The 20,738-nt window shown below is 51.7% G+C and carries 19 protein-coding genes; 12 read left to right on the forward strand and 7 right to left on the reverse strand.

What is annotated here, in order from left to right:
• Positions 1-423 precede the first annotated feature (423 nt).
• The 6 genes from lpxD to AC4BAN_RS03125 all read left to right on the forward strand — a co-directional run bounded on the left by lpxD (position 424) and on the right by AC4BAN_RS03125 (position 6,436).
• Positions 424-1,446: a UDP-3-O-(3-hydroxymyristoyl)glucosamine N-acyltransferase gene (lpxD, locus tag AC4BAN_RS03100; RefSeq protein WP_490562895.1), complete on the forward strand. Its 1,023-nt coding sequence runs from the start codon at positions 424-426 to the stop codon at positions 1,444-1,446.
• Between the two features lie 337 nt (positions 1,447-1,783).
• The gene (locus tag AC4BAN_RS03105) at positions 1,784-3,178 is read left to right on the forward strand and encodes a bifunctional UDP-3-O-[3-hydroxymyristoyl] N-acetylglucosamine deacetylase/3-hydroxyacyl-ACP dehydratase (protein ID WP_490562896.1); all 1,395 of its coding nucleotides are present in this window, start codon (positions 1,784-1,786) and stop codon (positions 3,176-3,178) included.
• On the forward strand, positions 3,175-3,966 hold the full coding sequence (lpxA, locus tag AC4BAN_RS03110; protein ID WP_490562897.1) for an acyl-ACP--UDP-N-acetylglucosamine O-acyltransferase: 792 nt from the start codon (positions 3,175-3,177) through the stop codon (positions 3,964-3,966). Before AC4BAN_RS03105 ends, lpxA begins: the two co-directional genes overlap by 4 nt.
• A complete protein-coding gene (locus AC4BAN_RS03115; RefSeq protein ID WP_490562898.1) occupies positions 3,956-4,588 on the forward strand; it encodes an ABC transporter ATP-binding protein in 633 nt (210 codons plus the stop codon). Before lpxA ends, AC4BAN_RS03115 begins: the two co-directional genes overlap by 11 nt.
• An 88-nt stretch (positions 4,589-4,676) precedes the next feature.
• On the forward strand, positions 4,677-5,384 hold the full coding sequence (locus tag AC4BAN_RS03120; protein ID WP_490562899.1) for a YebC/PmpR family DNA-binding transcriptional regulator: 708 nt from the start codon (positions 4,677-4,679) through the stop codon (positions 5,382-5,384).
• An 80-nt stretch (positions 5,385-5,464) separates the two neighbouring features.
• Positions 5,465-6,436, forward strand: coding sequence for a calcium/sodium antiporter (locus tag AC4BAN_RS03125; RefSeq protein ID WP_490562900.1), 972 nt, complete (start codon positions 5,465-5,467; stop codon positions 6,434-6,436).
• Between the two features lie 43 nt (positions 6,437-6,479).
• On the opposite strand, the gene AC4BAN_RS03130 is transcribed toward AC4BAN_RS03125, so the two are convergent.
• Both AC4BAN_RS03130 and AC4BAN_RS03135 read right to left on the reverse strand, forming a co-directional pair.
• On the reverse strand, positions 6,480-7,760 hold the full coding sequence (locus tag AC4BAN_RS03130; protein ID WP_490562901.1) for an erythromycin esterase family protein: 1,281 nt from the start codon (positions 7,758-7,760) through the stop codon (positions 6,480-6,482).
• A gap of 163 nt (positions 7,761-7,923) precedes the next feature.
• On the reverse strand, positions 7,924-8,652 hold the full coding sequence (locus tag AC4BAN_RS03135; protein ID WP_490562902.1) for a DUF4197 domain-containing protein: 729 nt from the start codon (positions 8,650-8,652) through the stop codon (positions 7,924-7,926).
• Positions 8,653-8,718: 66 nt separating this feature from the next.
• Here AC4BAN_RS03135 and AC4BAN_RS03140 point away from each other — a divergent pair, with 66 nt between their 5' ends.
• From AC4BAN_RS03140 to AC4BAN_RS03155, 4 genes are all read left to right on the forward strand, one after another.
• Positions 8,719-9,978: a competence/damage-inducible protein A gene (locus tag AC4BAN_RS03140; RefSeq protein ID WP_490562903.1), complete on the forward strand. Its 1,260-nt coding sequence runs from the start codon at positions 8,719-8,721 to the stop codon at positions 9,976-9,978.
• A gap of 152 nt (positions 9,979-10,130) precedes the next feature.
• Positions 10,131-11,471: a dihydrolipoamide acetyltransferase family protein gene (locus tag AC4BAN_RS03145; protein WP_490562904.1), complete on the forward strand. Its 1,341-nt coding sequence runs from the start codon at positions 10,131-10,133 to the stop codon at positions 11,469-11,471.
• Between the two features lie 227 nt (positions 11,472-11,698).
• Entirely contained in the window at positions 11,699-12,211 is a 513-nt protein-coding gene (locus tag AC4BAN_RS03150; protein WP_490562905.1) for a hypothetical protein, read from the forward strand.
• A 51-nt stretch (positions 12,212-12,262) separates the two neighbouring features.
• Entirely contained in the window at positions 12,263-12,883 is a 621-nt protein-coding gene (locus tag AC4BAN_RS03155; RefSeq protein WP_490562906.1) for a hypothetical protein, read from the forward strand.
• Positions 12,884-12,979: 96 nt separating this feature from the next.
• Here AC4BAN_RS03155 and AC4BAN_RS03160 read toward each other — a convergent pair whose 3' ends face one another.
• Positions 12,980-15,610, reverse strand: a complete 2,631-nt coding sequence (locus AC4BAN_RS03160; protein ID WP_490562907.1) for a valine--tRNA ligase — start codon at positions 15,608-15,610, stop codon at positions 12,980-12,982.
• A 278-nt stretch (positions 15,611-15,888) separates the two neighbouring features.
• Positions 15,889-16,239, reverse strand: a complete 351-nt coding sequence (locus tag AC4BAN_RS03165; RefSeq protein ID WP_490562908.1) for a 4Fe-4S binding protein — start codon at positions 16,237-16,239, stop codon at positions 15,889-15,891.
• A 111-nt stretch (positions 16,240-16,350) separates the two neighbouring features.
• Between AC4BAN_RS03165 and AC4BAN_RS03170 the strand changes: the two genes are divergently transcribed.
• Together AC4BAN_RS03170 and AC4BAN_RS03175 are read left to right on the forward strand one after the other, a co-directional pair.
• Positions 16,351-17,361 (forward strand): acyl-CoA reductase, encoded by a 1,011-nt coding sequence (locus tag AC4BAN_RS03170; protein WP_490562909.1) that lies wholly within the window; start codon positions 16,351-16,353, stop codon positions 17,359-17,361.
• A 111-nt stretch (positions 17,362-17,472) separates the two neighbouring features.
• Complete coding sequence (locus AC4BAN_RS03175) at positions 17,473-17,775, forward strand: hypothetical protein (protein ID WP_490562910.1); 303 nt, start codon at positions 17,473-17,475, stop codon at positions 17,773-17,775.
• An 89-nt stretch (positions 17,776-17,864) separates the two neighbouring features.
• On the opposite strand, the gene AC4BAN_RS03180 is transcribed toward AC4BAN_RS03175, so the two are convergent.
• The 3 genes from AC4BAN_RS03180 to AC4BAN_RS03190 all read right to left on the reverse strand — a co-directional run bounded on the left by AC4BAN_RS03180 (position 17,865) and on the right by AC4BAN_RS03190 (position 20,693).
• Positions 17,865-18,722 (reverse strand): nucleoside phosphorylase, encoded by an 858-nt coding sequence (locus AC4BAN_RS03180; RefSeq protein WP_490562911.1) that lies wholly within the window; start codon positions 18,720-18,722, stop codon positions 17,865-17,867.
• A gap of 167 nt (positions 18,723-18,889) precedes the next feature.
• A complete protein-coding gene (gene trhO / locus AC4BAN_RS03185; protein WP_490562912.1) occupies positions 18,890-19,858 on the reverse strand; it encodes an oxygen-dependent tRNA uridine(34) hydroxylase TrhO in 969 nt (322 codons plus the stop codon).
• Positions 19,859-20,057: 199 nt separating this feature from the next.
• Positions 20,058-20,693 (reverse strand): NeuD/PglB/VioB family sugar acetyltransferase, encoded by a 636-nt coding sequence (locus AC4BAN_RS03190; RefSeq protein WP_490562913.1) that lies wholly within the window; start codon positions 20,691-20,693, stop codon positions 20,058-20,060.
• Between the last annotated feature and the right edge of the window lie 45 nt (positions 20,694-20,738).

The raw sequence follows: 20,738 nt of genomic DNA on the forward strand, positions 1-20,738 counted from the left end.
GGAGTCATGCTTGTCCCATATTATCACAAAAAAGGCAGTTGCTATCGAACTAATCCCAGTCCTTGAGTTGAGCGCCTTGTAGCTGTTGCGGTGCCCGCAGGGCAGCCAGCAGGCGCAGCCGATGGCAGCTTCAGATACACAGCGCGATGCTCAAGGACGAGGCCTCCCGGCCATGAGGGCACCAAAGCAGGAAATGAAACAAGAGGCAAGTAAGACTGAGGATAAAAGGCAGCTACTAAGTATAGCTCAACTACTAAGTATAGCAAAGAGCCACTTTCCCTCCCTCAAACCACTACAGCACAAACACTAGCACCTAATTTCCTTCCTCCCAAAAATCTCCCCCAATGGAGCTGAATTTCTTTTTTGTTAAGTTTGCAACCGCAAAGCACTAGCACTTTTCAGTTTTTGCTATAATTTTACAAAATGGAATTTACTGTTCAACAGATAGCTGACCTGCTGCAGGGCAAGGTAGAAGGAGACAACACAGTCAAGGTCAGCACACTAGCCAAAATAGAGGAAGCCCAACCAGGAGCACTCGCTTTCTTATCCAACCTGAAATACGAAACTTTTCTTTATACTTCCGCAGCCAGTGCCGTTATAGTAGCCCATAACCTGGAACTCAAAAAGCCGGTTTCTGCCACCTTAATTCGTGTCGAGGACCCCTATACCAGTTTTTCCACGCTGCTGCAATTTTACCAAACCGCACTTATCGCCTCTAAAACCGGAGTCGAAGACCCTTGCTTTATCGGGCAGGGCAGCCAGATTGGCGATAACCATTACCGGGGGGCATTTTCTTACATTGGCGCAAACTGCAAGATCGGGGAGAATGTGCGCATTTTTCCGCAGGTTTATATCGGTGATAACGTGACCATTGGCGACAACACCACCATTTTTGCAGGCGTTAAGCTATACACAAACACCGTGATAGGCAGCAATTGCACCTTGCATAGCGGCGCGGTATTGGGCAGCGATGGCTTTGGCTGGGCACCACAGGCAGATGGCACGTACAAAGCGGTGCCGCAGATCGGCAATGTGGTGCTGGAAGATGATATTTCCATCGGTGCCAACACCACCATCGACTGCGCCACCATGGGGGCTACATTAATCCGAAAGGGCAGCAAGATTGACAACCTGGTCCAGATCGCCCACAATGTGGAGATCGGGCAGCACACGGTGGTGGCTTCTCAGTCGGGCATATCCGGTTCGGCAAAGATCGGCAACAATTGCGTGATAGCTGGGCAGGTGGGCATTGTAGGACATATTTCCATTGCAGATAACACCACCGTCGGCGCTCAGTCCGGTGTCTCGAAGTCTGTTAAAAAAGAGGGCACCATTATTCAGGGCTCCCCGGCATTCGACTATAAACAAAACCTGCGCGCCCTCACCGTTTTCCGGAAGCTACCCGATTTGCAGCGCGAACTGGAATTGCTGAAAGAGCGGGGTTAAGCGGACTTTCGCCCTTTGCTGCTTCCCGAAAAATTAATTTGGCAAGGCCGTTTAGAATGTCTTAAGTTTGCACTTTAAAGTTTACAGCCTTATTTGCTGATGCTTAACGCAGCTGTTGTTACAAACAGCATCCGCCTTTTTAGTGCTGCCTGCAAGAATCATAGCATTTTGCAGGAAAGTATAAGCGCGTGAAGTAAACCAGCAGGTATCCGGAAAGCTGAAAACAGGCTGTGCTTCTGAAAAGGCTGTTACTCTTGCTAAAGAAAATTACCTGCCAGCTTCTATAGATGAAGCTGTTAAGCATAACATATACTAATACACGACTATCACTACGTGCATGAACGATAAACAGCATACTATTAAGGCTCCGGTTACGGTATCCGGCATTGGATTACACACAGGTGTCGTATCTAACATGACGTTTAAGCCTGCCCCTATCAACCATGGGTACAAGTTTCAGCGCATTGATTTACCCGGTCAGCCTATTGTAAACGCTGATGTAGAGAACGTAGTGGATTTATCCAGGGGCACGACCCTGGAGCAGAACGGGGCCCGCATCAACACAGTGGAGCATACGCTGGCCGCCCTGGTTGGCCTGCAGATAGACAATGTGCTGATCGAGCTGGACGGACCAGAACCTCCGATCATGGACGGCTCATCGATCGAGTTTGTAAAGCCGCTACTGGCTGTAGGCCTGGAGGAGCAAAACGCACTGCGCAACTATTTTGAGATATCAAAGGGCCTCAGCTACAAAGACGAGAGCCGGGGCGTGGAGATTGCCGGCCTCCCGCTGGACGATTACCGCCTGACTGCCATGGTGGATTATAACTCCCCGATCCTGGGCAGTCAGCATGCCTCCATCACCAACATCGACCAGTTTGTAGAGGAGATCGCGCCATGCCGCACATTCGTGTTTCTGCATGAACTGGAGGCGCTTTACAAGCAAAACCTGATAAAGGGTGGCGACCTGGACAATGCGATCGTGATTGTGGACCGCGTGGTGCAGGACGAGGAATTAAACCACCTCTCGGACCTGCTGCAGAAGCCGAAAGTAGAAGTGCAGGCAGAGGGAATCCTGAACAACACAGAACTCAGGTTTAAAAACGAGCCGGCGCGCCACAAGCTACTTGACCTGATGGGTGACCTGGCTTTGATCGGAAGGCCATTAAAAGGACAGATACTGGCGGCTCGCCCTGGCCATGCCGCCAACATTGCCTTCGCCCGCAAGGTGAAGCGCCTGATACAGGAGGCGGCCATTAAAAGCGTGCCTACCTATGATCCGAAGAAGAAGCCGCTGATGGATATCAACCAGATCGCGGCTACCTTGCCCCACCGTTACCCTTTCCTGCTGATCGATAAGATCATTCATTTAGACGAAACCACGGTAACGGGCGTTAAGAACATAACGATAAACGAGCCCTTCTTTCAGGGCCACTTCCCGGGCAACCCCGTGCTACCAGGCGTGATCCAGATCGAAGCCATGGCGCAGACAGGCGGCATACTGGTGCTGAACACCGTTGAGAATCCGGAAGATTACTGGACATATTTCCTGGGGGTTGACAAGTGCCGCTTTAAGCGCAAGGTGATCCCTGGAGATACCATTATATTTAAGTGTGAGTTGCTGGCCCCTATTAAACGTGGCATTGCTAAAATGAGCGGTCAGGCTTTTGTGGCCGGCCAACTGGTAATGGAAGCAGAAATGTCGGCAAGTATTGTAAAAAAAGAAGCATGAACCAGCCATTAGCATACATCCACCCAGAAGCTAAAATAGCACAGAACGTTGTTGTAGAGCCTTTCGCCAGTATTCATAAAAACGTGGAGATCGGGGAAGGCACCTGGATCGGCCCGAACGCCGTGATCATGGAAGGGGCCCGCATTGGCAGGAACTGCAAGATATTCCCGGGAGCCGTTGTCTCATCAGTACCCCAGGACCTGAAATTTGCGGGTGAAGTAACCACTGCCCATATCGGGGACAATACCGTTGTGCGGGAGTGCGTAACCATTAGCCGCGGCACCATTGATAAGATGAAGACAGTGATCGGCAGCAACTGCCTGATCATGGCCTATGCGCACGTGGCGCACGATTGTGTGGTGGGTGATAACTGTATCATCGGCAACTCCGTGCAAATGGCCGGCCACGTAGAAGTAGGCGATTTTGCCATCATCAGCGCCGCCAGCCTGGTGCACCAGTTCGCAAAGGTTGGCGTGCATACCATGGTCTCAGGCGGGTCGCTGATCCTGAAAGATGTGCCCCCTTTTGTAAAAGCAGGCCGTGAGCCGCTTGCTTATGCCGGCATCAACTCCATCGGTTTGCGCCGTCGTGGGTACTCCAGCGAGCAGATAACCGAGATCCAGCAGATTTACCGTATCCTGTTCATGAGCGGCCTGAACAATACCCAGGCCCTTGAAAAGATAGAGATGGAGCTGCCCCCAAGCAAAGAACGCGACGAAGTAGTGAATTTCCTGCGCAACTCCGGCCGCGGCGTGATCAGAAGCTACTTCTCGAAGGATGCAAATTAACCTAAGCAATTTAGGTAAACGCTATAATTACGAGTGGATCTTCCGGAACCTGACGTACACATTTGCGTCAGGCACCTCTTATGCTATTTTGGGACATAACGGCTCGGGCAAATCTACGCTCCTGACCATTCTGGCCGGCCATAACCTCCACAGCGAAGGCACGCTCACGTACACCAAGGCAGGCAAGCCAGTCGACCACGAAGAAGTTTACCGCCAGCTTTCCCTCACAGCCCCTTACCTGGAACTGGTAGAGGAGTTCACGCTTCTGGAGATGCTCGGTTTCCATACGCATTTCAAAGCCCTGCGCCAGCAGCTGTCTGCCTCGGCATTAGTGGATAGGATGGGCCTACAGAAGTCACGTGACAAGTACGTAAAGGATTTCTCGTCGGGCATGAAACAGCGCCTCAAGCTGGGTCTGGCCATTTACTCCGATACCCCGCTCCTGCTCCTCGACGAGCCAACCACCAACCTGGACCAGGAGGGTGTGGCCTGGTACCAGGAGCACATCAACCAAAACAAGGCTGGTCGCCTGGTGATCGTGGGCTCCAATATTGCGCATGAGTACGACTTCTGCGAGCAGCACCTCCGCATTTCAGATTTCCATACTTTGCCCAAAAAATAGTGGCTGGGTGCCCGTTAACAATTCACCTGCTAAAAACTACCATTTTACGCCTACTCTGCCTAACTTTGTGTAACACATAAATCAGACTATGGGACGCGCATTTGAATTTAGGAAAGCACGAAAGTTTAAACGCTGGGATAAAATGTCGAAGGCTTTTACCCGCCTGGGCAAAGAAATAGTGATGGCCGTGAAAGAAAGCGGCCCCAGCCCTGATACAAACTCGCGTTTACGTGCGGCCATACAAAACGCCAAAGGCGTAAACATGCCAAAAGACCGCATCGAGGCGGCCATAAAAAGAGCATCATCCAAAGAGGAACGAGATTACGAGGAGGTAGTGTACGAGGGGTATGCCCCGCACGGCATTGCCGTGATTGCCGAGTGCGCCACAGATAACCTGAACCGAACCGTGGCCAACGTGCGCATGCACTTCTCCAAAGGGGGCGGATCGTTAGGCAAAACCGGTTCCCTGGACTTTATGTTCGACCGTAAAGGCATCTTTAAGATCCCAGCCGAAGGCGTAGACCTGGAAGAGCTGGAACTGGAACTGATTGACTTTGGAGCCCAGGATATTTACGAGCACGAAGAGGAAATCATCATCGAAACCGGGTTCACAGATTTTGGTATGATGCAGAAAGGTTTGGAAGAAAAGGGCCTGAACGTGATCAGCTCAGAAGTACAGCGCATCCCGACTACCCGCACCGAACTGACCGAGGAGCAGGAGGAGGAAGTGATGAACCTAATTGAGCGGCTGGAAGAAGATGATGACATACAGGCTGTGTACCATAACATGGCTTAGCATTTCAAGTATACCCGTAAGTATGGCTGCTCAGTAAACTATTGGGCAGCCTTCTTTTTTCGCACTACCCCACACCCGACATGCTTTTATACATACTGTTTGTAATAGGCTTTATTTTCCTGATCAAAGGGGCCGACATACTGGTGACAGGCTCCACGGCAATTGCAAAACGATTTGGCCTCTCTGATATGGTGGTGGGCCTTACCATCGTATCCTTTGGCACGTCGCTGCCTGAGCTGATCATCAATATCCTCTCCAGCGTGAACGGCCAGTCTGAGCTGGCCATTGGCAACGTGTTTGGCAGTAACGTGGCCAACCTGCTGCTTATACTCGGCATAACGGCGCTTATCTGCCCCCTGCCCATCAAGCGGAACACCATCCTGTCTGAGATCCCTTTCTCGCTAATCGCCACGCTGCTGGTGGGCTTTCTGGCCAATGCCACGCTTTTCGGCAATAAAACGGATCTTTATATCAGCCGTGCCGATGGTTTTATCCTGCTTTTCTTCTTTGTGCTGTTCATGGCCTACATCTACAACATCGCCAAAACAAACAAAGATGAGATTGGCAGCCAGGAGGAGGAGGCTTCCGAAGCCTTCATGCCAATCTCAAAAGCCCTGCTTTACATTGTGTTGGGTGCCGCCGGCCTTTTTGTGGGTGGCAAGTGGGTAGTAGACGGGGCCGTGTTCATGGCCAAAGCGCTGGGCTTCAGCGAAACGTTTATTGGCTTAACCGTGGTTGCTATCGGAACGTCGCTGCCAGAGCTCGTCACCTCCGCCACAGCCGCCTATCGCCGCAACATAGATATTGCCGTGGGCAATGTGGTGGGCTCCAACATCTTCAACCTGCTTTGGATATTGGGAGTAAGCGCCGTTATCCGCCCGCTTCCGTTTGATGTGGTGAGCAATTCTGACATTGTGATGATGATCCTGGCCAGTACGCTGCTCATACTGGCGATGCCGGTTGGCAAGAAGAATACGATAGACCGCTACAATGGCACTTTTTTCCTGCTGGTATATATTGCCTACATTGGCTACCTGCTGGTAAGGGGGTAAACATCGCTCAACCAGCCTTTACAACAATAGTTAAGCTAAAAAATCAGTAATTCCAGGGATACAGCTCCGGTTCCCTGGCTCCACGGGTTTTCATGTGCAGTGGGTGTACGGCCTCTGTTTCATCGAAATAAATAAATGCATCGTAACGCTCCGGGATCAGGGTAGGCACGTAATTACCGTGCATCTCATACTTTGGGTCATACACCACACCGATAGCCCGGTGCCCGATCATCTTATTGAGTTCCGGTATCTGCCGCAAGTCTTTTGAAAAGATGATCTTATCATCGCTGCTGAGCTCATGCAGCATTCTTTCCCAGCTGCCATGCACGGCCGATGGTACATCCATTTTCTGCATGGGCGCTCCCCATGCCTTTCCGGCTATTACGCTGCCCTGGTAAGCGCCAAACCCAACCAGCCTGACCTGCTCGCGGCCGTACTTCTCACGGGCCAGCTGCCCAATGTTAAACATGCCGTCTTTGGCCATGTCGGTATAACTGGCATCGCCGATGTGTGTATTGTGCTCCCATACAATGGCCCTGCTCTCTGGTCCGTGCAGTTCCAGCAACCTGTCCAGTGTCTCCATCATGTGGCTGTCGCGCACGTTCCAGGAGCCCCCGCCCCCGCGCACCATGGCACGGTAGTATTTCTCGGCGTTAACGGCTACCAGGGCGTTTTGCCTGGTGTTAAAATCATGCTCCGGGTCATCGGTAAAGCTGCGGTGCTGCTGTATGCGCTGCAGCATCTCCACTACTTCGTTCTCGCAATCGGTAGGCACAAAGGCCGTGGCCTGCGCGTAGATCTGCGGGTCGCGGTTAAAGGGCTCAAAGCAGTTAATGGCTGATTTTGCCGCCTCCACTGCCTGCCCGTCGTTGTTTTCCAGGAACTTCAGAATCTGCTCCAGCGATTCCCACAGACTGTACACATCCAACCCATAAAAACCGGCCTTGTCATCAACCTGTTGCATGTGGTTGTAGTCGCGCATCCATTCAACCAGCGCAGCCACTTCCCAGTTGGCCCACATCCAGGTGGGCCATCGCCTGAACACTTGTAAAACATCGGCTATCTTACTGCCAGAGTTCTGGTAGCCTTTAATAAAACGGTTCACGGCGTAACACTCAGGCCAATCGCCTTCCACGGCAATAAACTTAAACCCCTTCTCCTGTATCAGTCGCCTGGATATGGCCGTGCGCCAGGTATAATATTCTGATGTGCCATGGGATGCTTCGCCGAGCATCACTACCCGTGCATCGCCAATCTCCTCGATCAATACATCCAGATCCTTCTCCTTCCTGAGCGGGCTATACTTTAAAGGTTTGTTTTCCATAGTGGTTGTGCTGGTTACGCTGGTGCCTGCCTGATGCAGCGCTCAGGCCTGAACGGATATTTGCTGTATTGTACTTTTATTCAACTGTTTATGTTCCATAAAAAAGCGCCTGCTTTACCAGTCGGGTAAAGCAGGCGCTTTGTAGAATAATTGGGTTTTTAGCCTACGACTGGTTTTCTTTCGTGAACACACGCCGCAGGAGTTCGGTTGTGCGGGCAAACGGATTTTCGCGGATATTGGCCTCCTCCTGGGCTACCAGCATAAAAAGTCCGTCAATGGCTTTTTGTGTCGCATAATCGTCCAGGTCGGGGTTTACTTTCTGGGTAAGCGGAATCTTGTTATACTGGTTCACGATGTCGGTGTAATATTTGGTGGCATTCGTTTTCTCCAGCGATTTTACCATAACCGGGTTGAAGGCCTGATACAACTGCTGCGAGGTGGTGCGCATCAGGTATTGGGTGGCCGCATCCTTGTCGCCTTTCAGTATGGCCCAGGCGTCGGCAATGGTCATTTGCTTGATCGCGCTCACAAAAATAGGCACCGCGCTTTTGGCCGCATCCTCGGCACCGCGGTTCAGGGTCAGCACAAACTTATCGACCTCGTTGCCCAGGCCAATCTGCCGGAGGGTGTTCTCCACCCGTTGCACATCCTTCGGAAAAGGAATGCGGATCAGGGAGTTCTTATAGAAGCCGTCTGTCTGGGATGCCTGGCTGGCCCCTGACTTTATGCCGACCTCCAGGGCTTGTTTCAACCCCATTCCCACTTCCTCGCGGGTGACGGGTGTTCCGGTGCCCGCCAGCACGCCATCTACGGTGCGTTGTATATCGGTGGCAGTGCAAGCGGAGGCGCCGAGGGCTACGGCAATGAAAGAAGTGTACAGTAGTCTTTTCATATCGTTAGAACATGTTTAACTTGAATCGGTTTTACACACCTACGCATAAATCAGACCAAAATATATATGAAAGCTGTTATTGCTGAAATAATCACCATCGGGGATGAGATCCTGTACGGCCAGATCGTGGACACGAATTCGGCCTGGATGGGCACGGAGCTGGCTAAGATCGGTATCCGGGTGAAGCAGATCACCTCCATCTCGGATGATGCCGAACACATTGTGGCTGCCCTAGACGATGCCCAAAAAAGGGCAGACATTATTTTAATGACAGGTGGCCTGGGCCCCACCAAAGACGACCTGACCAAAACCGTACTGACGGATTACTTTCACACCACCCTGGCCCTGCACGCCCCCTCGCTGGCAGACGTGACCGAGATCTTTAAACGCAGGGGTAATGGCGTAACGGAGCTGAACCGACAGCAGGCCTTTTTACCCGCAGCCTGCACCCCGATCCGCAACGTGCTGGGTACTGCGCCCGGCATGTGGTTTGAGCAGGATGGGAAAGTATTCGTATCAATGCCCGGCGTACCGTTCGAGATGAAACGGATGATGACCGACACCGTATTGCTGCAGTTAAAGGCTCATTTCAAAACCCCGGAAATCATCCACAAAGTGGTCCAGACAGTGGGCATACCCGAATCCATGCTTGCCGACAAGTTGGATGAATGGGAAAGTAGCTTGCCCGCTCATATAAAATTGGCGTATCTGCCCCATTTGGGCGGCGTGCGCCTGCGCCTGACGGGCCAAAGTATGGAGGCAGCACAGCTGGAGCGACAGCTGCAGGAGGAGGTAAATAAACTTGTACAACTGATTCCGGATTATATTTTTGCCCTGGGCGAAGTGAAGCTGGAGGAGGCCATCGGGCAGTTGCTGAAAGCCCGGGGGCTCACCATTGCCACGGCCGAAAGCTGCACGGGAGGACACCTGGCCCAGACAATTACAAGCGTGCCTGGAAGCTCTGCCTATTACCAGGGCAGCGTTATTGCGTACCACAACGCGGTAAAAATTAAGGAGCTGAACGTAAAGCCTGAAACCCTGCAGCAGCATGGCGCCGTAAGTGAGGCAACAGTAAAAGAAATGGCAGAGCATGTGCGCCAAAAATTCGGAACCGACATTGGCGTGGCAACCAGTGGCATTGCCGGACCCGATGGCGGCACGCCCGACAAACCGGTGGGCACGATCTGGATTGCTTACGCCGACCAGAACAGGACAACGACCAAATTGCTTCACTTTAACAAAGACAGGCTGCTCAACATTGAGTATACCACCATGGCCGTGTTAAACCTGGTGCGCCAAAGTTTGAAGTTACCGGTTGAGGAATAGGCTAAAATCATTAACTTTGTCTGCAATTCAGGGCACAAGAAGTAAATATCCGGCTAAAAGACAAGGTGGCAATGCCTTGATCTGCTGTTTTCAGCTGTCTTGTATCCGCTGTCTAAAAAATCTTACGTCTTTAAAAACGAATAACAATACGTATGGCACTTGTAGAAATGATTATGCCCAAAATGGGTGAGAGTATCATGGAAGGTACCGTTCTTAAATGGCTCAAGAGCGTGGGTGACACCATTGAGCAGGATGAGTCGGTGCTGGAAGTAGCTACCGACAAAGTGGACACGGAAGTGCCTGCTATCCAGGGTGGCGTACTGAAGGAGATCCTGGTAAACGAAGGTGACGTGGTGGCCGTGGGTGCCCCTATCGCCATCATTTCTACGAACGGGGAAGATACCAGCGCGGCACCAGCCGCTGCCACAACCCCTGCCGCCGCTCCACAGGAGGCAACACAGCAAGCGGCACCCACTACGGCTGCCGGCAGTGCTGCCGCCGCAAAACTAGACCAGCCTGCCACTGGCCGCTTCTACTCCCCGCTGGTGATGAACATTGCCCGCGAAGAAGGCATTACGATGCAGGAACTGGAGTACGTGCCCGGCACCGGTAGCGAAGGGCGCGTTTCCAAGAAAGACATCATGGCCTACCTGGAAAGTCGCCAGGAGGCCCCTGCCACAAACAACGCGCCTGCTCCGCAGGCACCAGCGCAGGCAGCCGCCCCAACTTCGGCGGCACCGCAACCTGCCGCCCCGCAGGTAAAACCCGCTTCATCTTATGGCGGCAACGTGGAGCTGATCGAGATGGACCGCATGCGTAAAATGATCGCTGACCGCATGGTGGACAGCAAGCGCATCTCCCCACACGTAACTTCTTTTGTAGAGGCCGATGTCACCAACCTGGTGAACTGGAGAAACAAGTGGAAGAATGAGTACAAGAAGCGCGAGGGCGAGAACCTGACCTTCACCCCTATCTTCATCGACGCCATTGCCAAGGCGATCAAAGATTACCCGATGATCAACGTGTCAGTAGACGGTGGCACTATCATCCGCCACAAGGACATAAACATAGGCATGGCGGTAGCCTTGCCAAGCGGCAACCTGATTGTGCCCAATATCAAGAATGCGGACCAGCTGAACCTGAACGGACTGACCAAGAAGGTGAACGACCTGGCCAACCGCGGACGCACAAACAAACTGACTCCGGACGATTTAGCCGGCGGTACCTACACGGTTTCGAACGTGGGTTCGTTTGGCAACGTGATGGGCACGCCCATCATCATGCAGCCGCAGGTGGCCATTATGGCTGTAGGCGCGATCAAAAAGAAGCCTGCCGTTATCGAAACCCCGGAAGGCGACCTGATCGGGGTGCGTCACTTCATGTACCTGTCGCACTCCTACGACCACCGCGTGGTAGACGGCTCGCTGGGTGGCATGTTCGTGCGCCGTGTGGCCGATTACCTGGAGAACTTCGACGTGAACCAGACGATCTAATACGCAGCACGGATCTCCTCAAAGATTATCATCATAAGTTCAACATAAAAGAAAGCCTGTTGCAGCATCTGCGGCAGGCTTTCTTTTATGTTTAGCTACTCGCGACGGTGCTGGTAAACTTACCCTACTGGCTCACTAGTTCCTGGCAGCCGCTCTGCCGAAAGCTTGTGTAATTCTGCGAATATCTTTTTCTTACTATTGAAAGTATAAAGTATAAATCTAAAACTATGAGAAGTATTTTACCCTGGATCCTGATTGCCACCTTGCTGTTTCTGGCGCTATACTTTTACTGGAAAAAAAACGAGGCCGAAAGCAGGCTGATCATTGCCGATAACAAAGTAGCGGAGATTGACCGCGAAATGAATAAGGAGCAGGATTCAGACCCTGCTCAGGGGATGCTCCTGCCTGCCGATACCATGGCCATGACACCGCCGGGGGGAGCCGCATTTGTGGACGAACTGGGCTCGCTCAGTGAAAGCGATGTGCAAAGGCTGAAACAAAATGGACTGAGGAACCCGGAAACCGACCTGATGAACGACCTGAACCGCAAGCAAGGCAAGCTAATACCCGCCGAGGGTGTTTTAGGTGGCAACATGGTGATCAGGGAAAGCCGGATACTGAACGACCGCTATGCCATGGCCTATTACGAAGATGGCCACAACGGGGGCTACCTGCTCCTGAAGTATGAGGTGAAAAACGGGAACATCACCTGGAAAGTAATCGATAATTCGACGCTTTAAAACCTAGCACAGGATTTGAGGAGGGCAGTATGAATTTAAACACACGACCTAATGGTACTACTGAACACCCTGCCTGCCTTTTTACTCTCTTTTATACTTGCCGCCGCGGGGCATCTGGACCTGCAGCAGGACCTCCGGAAAGACCTGGAGAAGCTGAACCGGCCAGGCACCGGCTACTTTATCAGCGATAACAGCACCCAAACGGCTACCGTACAAACCATAACCGACGACCTGCAGTTGTTTGGCCTGGTGGCTAACCTCGACCTGAGCCAGGCAAAGTACAGCAGCAGCCAGCAGGGGCCTCACCGGGTGCAGCAGTGGCGTTTCGAGCAGGGCGCCATCAACAGCATCACGCAGATCGAGAGCGTGGTTCACCTGGATTCCGTTATTACGCAGCGTTACCTCGAAGACAGGCCACCCTCCCAACACCGCATCACCAACGATTTCACTTTCCGGGCCTACCAGGTTGCCACCGCCTCAGCCCCAGAAAAGCTTTTTTACCTCACCGAGGTGCAACAGGGCCTGCTAGCCTATAAACTGGGCGAAAAACACGTAGAAATAAGCTATTCCGCCTCAAAAAACGGCCTGAACGACCTGTTGCCAACATATGAAGCGAAAGTAAAAAGGCTGCTGACGGACTTCAGCAGCCATCACCCCGGAGATCTGAAATAGGCTTTTCCTTCAAAAGCGCCTTTGCTTACGACTTTAAAGTCAGAAAGGCCGCTCCCTATCCGGGAGCGGCCTTTCTGACTTTACGTAACGCTGTGCCTACAGAGAAGCCAGGCTTTGCTCGATGGCGTTGATCTTCGCCTCGGCATCAGACTTTTTCTTGCGCTCGTTGGTAATAACGGATTCAGGGGCACCGCTTACAAAGCGTTCGTTGCTGAGTTTCTTATCTACCCCCAGCAAAAACCCTTTTGTGTACTCCAGTTCTTTTATCAGGCGTTCCCGCTCTGCCGCCACATCAATATTGCCTTCCATCGGAATAAAGAACTCGTCGCCGGACACGATAAAGCTGATGGCCCCATCGATGTTCTCGGCTGTGTACTGCAGCTCGTTCAGGTTGCCCAGTTTGCGTAGGATTCCTGTGTAAGCATCGTACTGCGAATGGTTGATGATTTTGATATACAGGTCGAGCTGCTTGGAAATGGCGATGTTCTTTGCGTTACGCACGTTGCGAATAGCGCCCACGATCTGCAGCACCGCATCCATTTGCTCGATGATCTTTTTATCAACCTTTTCCTTCTTTGGCCATTCCGCCACAATCAGGTATTCTTTGGCTTTGCGCTCTTTTAACTCATGCCAGATCTCTTCGGTGATAAAAGGCATGAAAGGATGCAACACCTTGAGTATCTTCTCCAGGAATTCAACCGTGGTGGCTACAGTTTGCTTATCGATCGGGTGCTGATAGGCTGGCTTGATCATCTCCAGGTAATTGGAGCAAAAGTCATCCCATACGAGCTTGTAAACCGTGAGCAGGGCATCTGAGATGCGGAACTTGCTAAAATGGTCCTCGATCTGCAAAAAGGCCTCGTTAAAGCGCGAGTCAAACCATTTTACGGCTGTATCGTTCGGAAACGGCAGACTTTCGTCTACTTCCCAGCCCTTGATCAGCCGGAAGGCATTCCATATCTTGTTGCTGAAATTACGCCCCTGCTCCACCAGTTTCTCATCGTACAGCAGGTCGTTGCCGGCAGGCGAACTGAACAGCATACCTGCCCGCACCCCATCGGCACCGTGCTGCTCGATCAAATCCAGCGGGTCGGGGGAGTTGCCCAGCGACTTTGACATTTTGCGGCCCTGGGCATCGCGCACGATGCCGGTCAGGTATACATTTTTGAACGGTAACTCGTTCCGGAACTCAAAGCCGGCCATGATCATGCGGGCCACCCAGAAGAAAAGAATCTCCGGAGCCGTTACCAGGTCGTTGGTCGGGTAATAGTACAGAATATCCTTGTTATCCGGGTCTTTAAAGCCATCGAACACCGATATGGGCCACAGCCACGAAGAGAACCACGTATCCAGCACGTCCTCATCCTGGCGCAGGTCCGATACCTGCAGGTGCTCGTTTCCGCTTTGCTGCTGCGCCTGGGCCAGTGCCTCTTCCGGGGTGGCGGCCACTACAAAGGAGCCATCGGGCAGGTAAAAAGCAGGAATACGCTGGCCCCACCACAGCTGCCGTGAAATACACCAGTCGCGGATATTCTCCATCCAGGAGCGGTACATGTTCTTGAATTTGGGCGGGTGCAGGCGAATGTCATCGTTCATCACGGCCTCTAAAGCAGGCTTGGCCAGGTCATCCATCTTGCAGAACCACTGCATCGACAGCCGAGGCTCGATAACGGCACCAGTCCGCTCTGAGGTCTGCAATACGCTGGCATACTCCTCTATCTTCACCAGCAAGCCGGCTTCCTGCAAGTCCTTTACAATGTTACGGCGTGCGGCAAAACGATCCTGGCCCACATAAAGCTGCGCCTGCTCGTTTAAGGTACCGTCATTGTTCAGAATATCAATGGTGGGCAGCTTGTGCTTTTGCCCCAGCTCGTAGTCGTTCAGGTCGTGGGCCGGGGTTACTTTAAGCGCTCCGGTACCAAAATCAATCGTTACGTACTCATCCAGAATAACAGGGATCTCTTTGCCCAGCAGCGGAATGCGCACGGTTTTACCGTGCAGGTGGGTGTAGCGCGTATCGTTCGGGTTCACGGCTACAGCCACATCGGCCATAATGGTTTCCGGGCGGGATGTGGCCACGGTAATATAGCTTGGTTCCGCGCCTTCCGCAACCACCTCATACTGCAGGTGGTACATTTTGGCCATCGTTTCCTTCGGCATCACCTCTTCATCCGACAGGGCGGTCCCGCCCAGCGGATCCCAGTTTACCATGCGCACGCCACGGTATATTTTACCTTTGCGGTACAGGTCCACAAACACGTCGATCACGGCTGCGCTCATGTCTTCTTCCATCGTGAAGCGGGTGCGCTCCCAGTCGCAGGAGGCGCCCAGCTTTTTCAGCTGCTCCAGGATAATGCCGCCATACTTCTCTTTCCACTCCCAGGCATAGGTCAGGAACTCCTCACGCGTCAGGTCTTTCTTGTTTACTCCGCGCTCTTTCAGCAAAGCCACCACCTTGGCCTCTGTGGCAATGGAGGCGTGGTCGGTGCCCGGCACCCAGCAGGCCTCTTTGCCCTGCATGCGCGCGCGCCGAATCAGCACATCCTGAATGGTGTTGTTGAGCATGTGCCCCATGTGGAGCACCCCCGTCACGTTTGGTGGCGGGATAACGATGGTATAGGGTTCTTTTTTCGAATTAGGCTCGGAGTGGAAGAAACCGTGCTGCATCCAGCTTTCATACCACTTCTTCTCTACTTCCCTTGGACTATATTTTGTTGAAATCGACATGTTCTAGGCGTTATTTTCGGCAAAAAGGTGCTAAAAAGTAAAATTAGTGATTTTGCGTTAATTTTTGGTCGTCAGGATCAGGATTTTCAGGATTAACAGATGGGTCGGATCAGATGGAATTCTATTTTCCTGCACGAAATTAAACGCTCTTAGCAGCTTCGTGCGTTACAATATTCAAAAGAATTCTATAGAACCAGATAAGGCTGAAGACCCTGTTTCTGAGAATAAAAAAGCCTGTTCCGCTCCGGAACAGGCTTTTTTATTGACTTTGCTTAGGCTTAGCTTGCCTGGTGCAACCAGTCTTTCTTTGCCAGCAGTTCTTCCTCTGTTTCGCGGTAGTCCGGGTCGTCCACGCAGCAATCCACGGGGCAAACGGCAGCGCACTGCGGCTCCTCATGGAAGCCCATGCACTCGGTACACTTATCAGAAACGATGTAGTAAAACTCATCTGAAATAGGCGTTTGCGCAGCATCACCCGGAATTACCTCGCCGCCGTCGATCTCCACCTCTTTCAGGTCGGTGCCACCTCCCCAGGTCCAATCCATGCCACCTTCGTAAATGGCAGTGTTTGGGCACTCTGGTTCGCAGGCTCCGCAGTTTATACACTCATCGGTTATCATTATCGCCATAGTCGTATCTCCTGTATATTTTTTATACTTTTGTATTCCACATCGTTTAACAAACAAAATTAGGAACAATAAGTATCCTTATCAAATAATTTTTACGTTACACGCACCGCCATGAACTTAGAGAACAGGATAGAAGCTTTTATTGAACTCGGAAAACAGGTGCAGCGCCTTAGCCCGGAAGACCATGCCGCCTGGGCGCGCCTGGCGGCTTCGCGTAACCCTTGGTTTAACGAGGAGAACGTATCTTGTGCCATTCAGGGCGTTGGCACCCTCTTAAATGAGCAATACCTGCGTGAGTGGCTTTACCCATATCACCTCCAACAGGTTACACCTAAAAATGTTGGGGTCGTGATGGCGGGCAACATCCCGATGGTGGGTTTTCATGATTTTTTAGCGGTACTGATCAGCGGGCATAACCTCATGGCCAAGCTGAGTTCTGACGACGAGGTGCTCCTGAAAAAGCTTGCTGATATGCTCATTGCCATTGAGCCGGCTTTTGCAAACCGCATTGCCTTTGTGCCCCTGCTTAAAACAGCTGACGCCATTATTGCCACAGGTTCCGATAACACGGCGCGCTACTTTGAGTATTATTTTGCCAACCGGCCACACATTATACGCAAGAACCGCAGCAGCATCGGCATCTTAACCGGTCATGAGGAGCAAGATGATTTACAGGCCCTGGGGGAGGATATTTTCCGCTACTTTGGCCTGGGTTGCCGCAACGTGTCGAAGGTGTTTGTGCCAGAAGGTTATACGTTCGATAAATTCTTTGAAGCGAACGCCAGCCGCGAGAAGATACTGGACCACCACAAATACCAGAACAACTACGATTACAATAAATCCATTTTGCTGGTAAACCGTGTGCCGCACTTCGATAACGGCTTTATGCTGGTGCAGGAAAGCGAGCAGCTGGTGTCTCCTATCTCCGTGCTGTTTTACGAAAAATTCACCTCGCTCCCCGACCTGCGGCACAAGCTGGAGGCTGTTAAGGACAAGACACAGTGTGTGGTTTCGGCCCACGGCTGGCTGGAAGGAAGCATCTCGTTCGGGGAGGCCCAGCGCCCGTTGCCCTGGGATTATGCCGATGGCGTAGACACGCTGGAGTTCCTGCAGAAACTCTAAAAATATATTTGCTTCGGCTGTAATATTTGTGGCAACTGGATTGTTGTATTTCTATGTTAACCAGGCAATTTCTATGTTAACCAGGCAATCCACGCTAACAATGCCGCGCTCATGAACATGCTCACCAATCAACTTATTCCGCTCGTGGAAAAGGAACAGATTCCAGCTTTCCGCTTTGGCAAGGAGGATGTAATAACAGACCCCGATTCCAAAAAGAAGCGGATGTGGGACTTAAAACGGGCCGCCACGCTCGGGAATGGCTATCATGGTAAAGTCGAAATCACTTTTCAGACCGCAGATGGCATGCTACAGCGGGTTGATACCACTGTATGGGCCGTAGATGAAAAATACCTGACCCTGAAAGCCGGCTGCTCCGTGCCCATCAACTCTATAATGGGGATAGAGTTCTTTTAACAGCGTTTGGACCAAAAAATGAGTTAATAAAAAAACGGCAGCCCTTGCGTAAAGGCTGCCGCTTTTTAGCAATTGTACCAGGGAGCAGGTTAGATCCGGTCCAATACTTTTACGATCAGATCGTTAATCACTTCTTCCGCATTATCGGTGAACTTTTGGGTAATGCGGTTGGCCACAATGGCGTTAAGCGAAAGCATGTCATGGCCCAGTAAGCGCCCCATACTGTAGTAGCCGGCTGTTTCCATCTCAAAATTCGTGAGCATAAAGTCGCACACCCTGAACTCGTGGTAGGTTTTGAGCAGGTTCTGGTTTTTAAGACCGGCCCGAAGCACCCGGCCTTGCGGCGCATAAAAGCCAGGGCAGGTTAGCGTGTTGCCCGGAATCATGTCGAAGGCTATTTTATCGATCAGCTCCTGCGAGCCGTTCACGCAATAGGGCCTGAAGCTGAGGCCAAGCTCCGCTTGCAGCGCTGCGGTTATGCTTAACTCGTTCTCACTCTGCTCCAGCGGGTAGAACTCCATCAGCGAGTCGAGGCCAACGGCATGGTGCGAGGCCAGGTGGCTGCCCAGAGGCACCGTTTCCTGTAACGACCCGGAGGTGCCGATACGCACAATCTTCAGCTTGATCTTCTCCTCATTCGGCTCCCGAGTCACAAAGTCGATGTTTACCAGCGCGTCCAGCTCATTCATCAGGATATCGATGTTATCGGTGCCCATGCCGGTGGAGATCACAGTCAGGCGCTTGCCTTTGTAGTAACCCGTGTGCGTTACAAACTCGCGCTTTGCAATCTGCACTTCTATCGTATCAAAATACTTGCTCACCTTCGCAACCCGGTCCGGGTCGCCAACCGTGATGATGGTATCAGAGATGTGTTCTGGTAACAGGTTCAGGTGGTAAACGCTTCCGTCTGCGTTAATAATCAGTTCTGATTCGGGGATTACAGCCATGTATAAAGTAAATTTTGCCTGGGTCAGGCACAGTTTTAAAGTTATCGACCTATAAGTTATAAGTTTCAGGCGTAACTTGTATCTAGAATTGCTAATATATTCTTTTTAGAACAAAAAAGGGGAGCATAGCCTATTCGGTCATGCTCCCCTCTTGCTTTAGAGAATACTTATATATGTACGTCCGTTTTCTTTTTGCGGTTGAATCCTTTTAAGGGGTTGTAGCCATTTGTTTCTTTTTGATAATACCCGGTGCCATCGTAAGGCCGTTTCTCCGGGTGTGCTTTACAGGCAGCGGAGCAGGCACCCTCCAGGGCATGACCACAACTCTCGCAGATGGCCACGTGCAGGTTGCACTCCGGGTTGGCGCAGTTCACCATTCTGTCGTTCTTGGTGCCGCATACATGGCATTCAGAAACGACTGTAGGGTTTACCTGGTTTACATCCACAGCAATGCGATTATCAAACACGTAGCACTTTCCCTCAAAATCCTCACCTCCGGCTTCCAGGCCATATTTTATAATGCCCCCGTGCAACTGGTACACGTTCTCAAAGCCCTGCTCCAGTAAAAAGGCGCTTGCCTTTTCGCATTTAATGCCCCCGGTGCAGTAAGTCAGCACTTTCTTGTCCTTGTACTTTTCCTTCAGCTCATCCACTTTTCCCGGAAAGTCCCTGAAATTCTCGATGTCGAGGGTTACGGCGTTTTTAAACCGCCCTACACGGTGCTCATAATCTGAACGCACATCCAGCACCACCACATCCTCCTGGTCTTTTAAGGCCTTAAACTCGAGGGGCGTCAGGTGTATGCCGGTGCGCTCGTTTGGGTCGATGTGCTGCAAGCCGGCGTGCACAATTTCAGGTTTATAGCGCACATGCAGCTTGGTAAAGGCATGTGCTTCCGAATCCTCTACCTTAAAGTCGGTTTTGGCAAAGCGGGGGTCCGCTTTCAGGGCAGCCATGTACTTCTCGCAGTCCGCCTTCAGGCCAGACACGGTTCCGTTCAGCCCCTCATCTGACACGATGATGCGGCCCAACAGGTTAAACTCCAGGCAGAGCAGGTGATGCGTGTCGCGGTAATCCTCTGCGTTTTCAATCTGCGCGTAGCAGTAGTACAGTAATATGTTATAGGGTTTGTTCATAACGGCTAAGTTTCAGCTTAGTGTTTAATCAAATTAATTAGTAGACAATATTTTACAGGATTAAGTGATAAAAAAGGATAGCCTGCACATTTTATCTCCACATCCACACATTTAACAATAGTACGCCAAAAGGACCAGTTGCTCGTTTACCTGAAAATAGCTTTGGTGCATTTTACACAACTTTTCCGGGTACAAAAATTTACTTTACTGCTGCAGCCGGGTTGCCGAACACGGTTGCTTTGGCGGGCACATCTGCCACTACCACAGCACCGGCGCCAACACGGGCGTTCTTGCCGATTTTGACCCCGGAAACTATAACAGCGCCGGTGCCGATAAAGACTCCGTCCTCAATCACTACCTCGGAGTTGATCACCGCGCCGGCGCCTACCTGCACGTAGTCGGCCAACTCGGCAAAGGCATCGATTACCGCGTTGGAATGCACCAGGTTGTAGCTGCCGAGTTTGGCGTTGTTGTTAATAACAGCGCCGGCAGCAACCATGTTGCCGTGGCCCATCCATGCGAACTCCGAAACAGCACTAAAACGGTGAATGGCATTGACCGGCACCACTTTCTGCTCTTCCTTCAGCATTTTAACCAAACCTTTGCGGGCAGCTAAGTCCTCAACGGCCACAAACACATCGCACTTCTTGCCCGCCAGTTTCAAAAACTCGCTGTCCTCGGTGCTGCTCATGACGGCAATGTTATTCACTTCCTGCTGTTGAAGCTTTTGGTCATCGTCCAGGAAGCAGTACACCACTACGTTGTTGCTGTTAAAAATATCCAGTGCGGCAGTACCCAGTTTCTGGGCGCCCAATATTATGACAGGGTTTTGCATAGGTCTCTTTAGTAAGGCGCAAAGGTACAAAGAAGCACGGGAGAT

It is taken from the genome of Pontibacter sp. GD13 (genome assembly GCF_058216355.1).

What these genes read in the sequence shown, in the direction of transcription:
- AC4BAN_RS03135 (WP_490562902.1), bottom strand. Translation starts at nt 8,652, where the DNA reads ATGAAAAGACTACTGTACACTTCTTTCATTGCCGTAGCCCTCGGCGCC.
- lpxD (WP_490562895.1), top strand. Translation starts at nt 424, where the DNA reads ATGGAATTTACTGTTCAACAGATAGCTGACCTGCTGCAGGGCAAGGTA.
- AC4BAN_RS03180 (WP_490562911.1), bottom strand. Translation starts at nt 18,722, where the DNA reads ATGGCTGTAATCCCCGAATCAGAACTGATTATTAACGCAGACGGAAGC.
- AC4BAN_RS03115 (WP_490562898.1), top strand. Translation starts at nt 3,956, where the DNA reads ATGCAAATTAACCTAAGCAATTTAGGTAAACGCTATAATTACGAGTGG.
- trhO (WP_490562912.1), bottom strand. Translation starts at nt 19,858, where the DNA reads ATGAACAAACCCTATAACATATTACTGTACTACTGCTACGCGCAGATT.
- AC4BAN_RS03105 (WP_490562896.1), top strand. Translation starts at nt 1,784, where the DNA reads ATGAACGATAAACAGCATACTATTAAGGCTCCGGTTACGGTATCCGGC.
- AC4BAN_RS03145 (WP_490562904.1), top strand. Translation starts at nt 10,131, where the DNA reads ATGGCACTTGTAGAAATGATTATGCCCAAAATGGGTGAGAGTATCATG.
- AC4BAN_RS03160 (WP_490562907.1), bottom strand. Translation starts at nt 15,610, where the DNA reads ATGTCGATTTCAACAAAATATAGTCCAAGGGAAGTAGAGAAGAAGTGG.
- AC4BAN_RS03130 (WP_490562901.1), bottom strand. Translation starts at nt 7,760, where the DNA reads ATGGAAAACAAACCTTTAAAGTATAGCCCGCTCAGGAAGGAGAAGGAT.
- AC4BAN_RS03155 (WP_490562906.1), top strand. Translation starts at nt 12,263, where the DNA reads ATGGTACTACTGAACACCCTGCCTGCCTTTTTACTCTCTTTTATACTT.
- AC4BAN_RS03190 (WP_490562913.1), bottom strand. Translation starts at nt 20,693, where the DNA reads ATGCAAAACCCTGTCATAATATTGGGCGCCCAGAAACTGGGTACTGCC.
- AC4BAN_RS03175 (WP_490562910.1), top strand. Translation starts at nt 17,473, where the DNA reads ATGAACATGCTCACCAATCAACTTATTCCGCTCGTGGAAAAGGAACAG.
- AC4BAN_RS03165 (WP_490562908.1), bottom strand. Translation starts at nt 16,239, where the DNA reads ATGGCGATAATGATAACCGATGAGTGTATAAACTGCGGAGCCTGCGAA.
- AC4BAN_RS03120 (WP_490562899.1), top strand. Translation starts at nt 4,677, where the DNA reads ATGGGACGCGCATTTGAATTTAGGAAAGCACGAAAGTTTAAACGCTGG.
- lpxA (WP_490562897.1), top strand. Translation starts at nt 3,175, where the DNA reads ATGAACCAGCCATTAGCATACATCCACCCAGAAGCTAAAATAGCACAG.
- AC4BAN_RS03140 (WP_490562903.1), top strand. Translation starts at nt 8,719, where the DNA reads ATGAAAGCTGTTATTGCTGAAATAATCACCATCGGGGATGAGATCCTG.
- AC4BAN_RS03150 (WP_490562905.1), top strand. Translation starts at nt 11,699, where the DNA reads ATGAGAAGTATTTTACCCTGGATCCTGATTGCCACCTTGCTGTTTCTG.
- AC4BAN_RS03170 (WP_490562909.1), top strand. Translation starts at nt 16,351, where the DNA reads ATGAACTTAGAGAACAGGATAGAAGCTTTTATTGAACTCGGAAAACAG.
- AC4BAN_RS03125 (WP_490562900.1), top strand. Translation starts at nt 5,465, where the DNA reads ATGCTTTTATACATACTGTTTGTAATAGGCTTTATTTTCCTGATCAAA.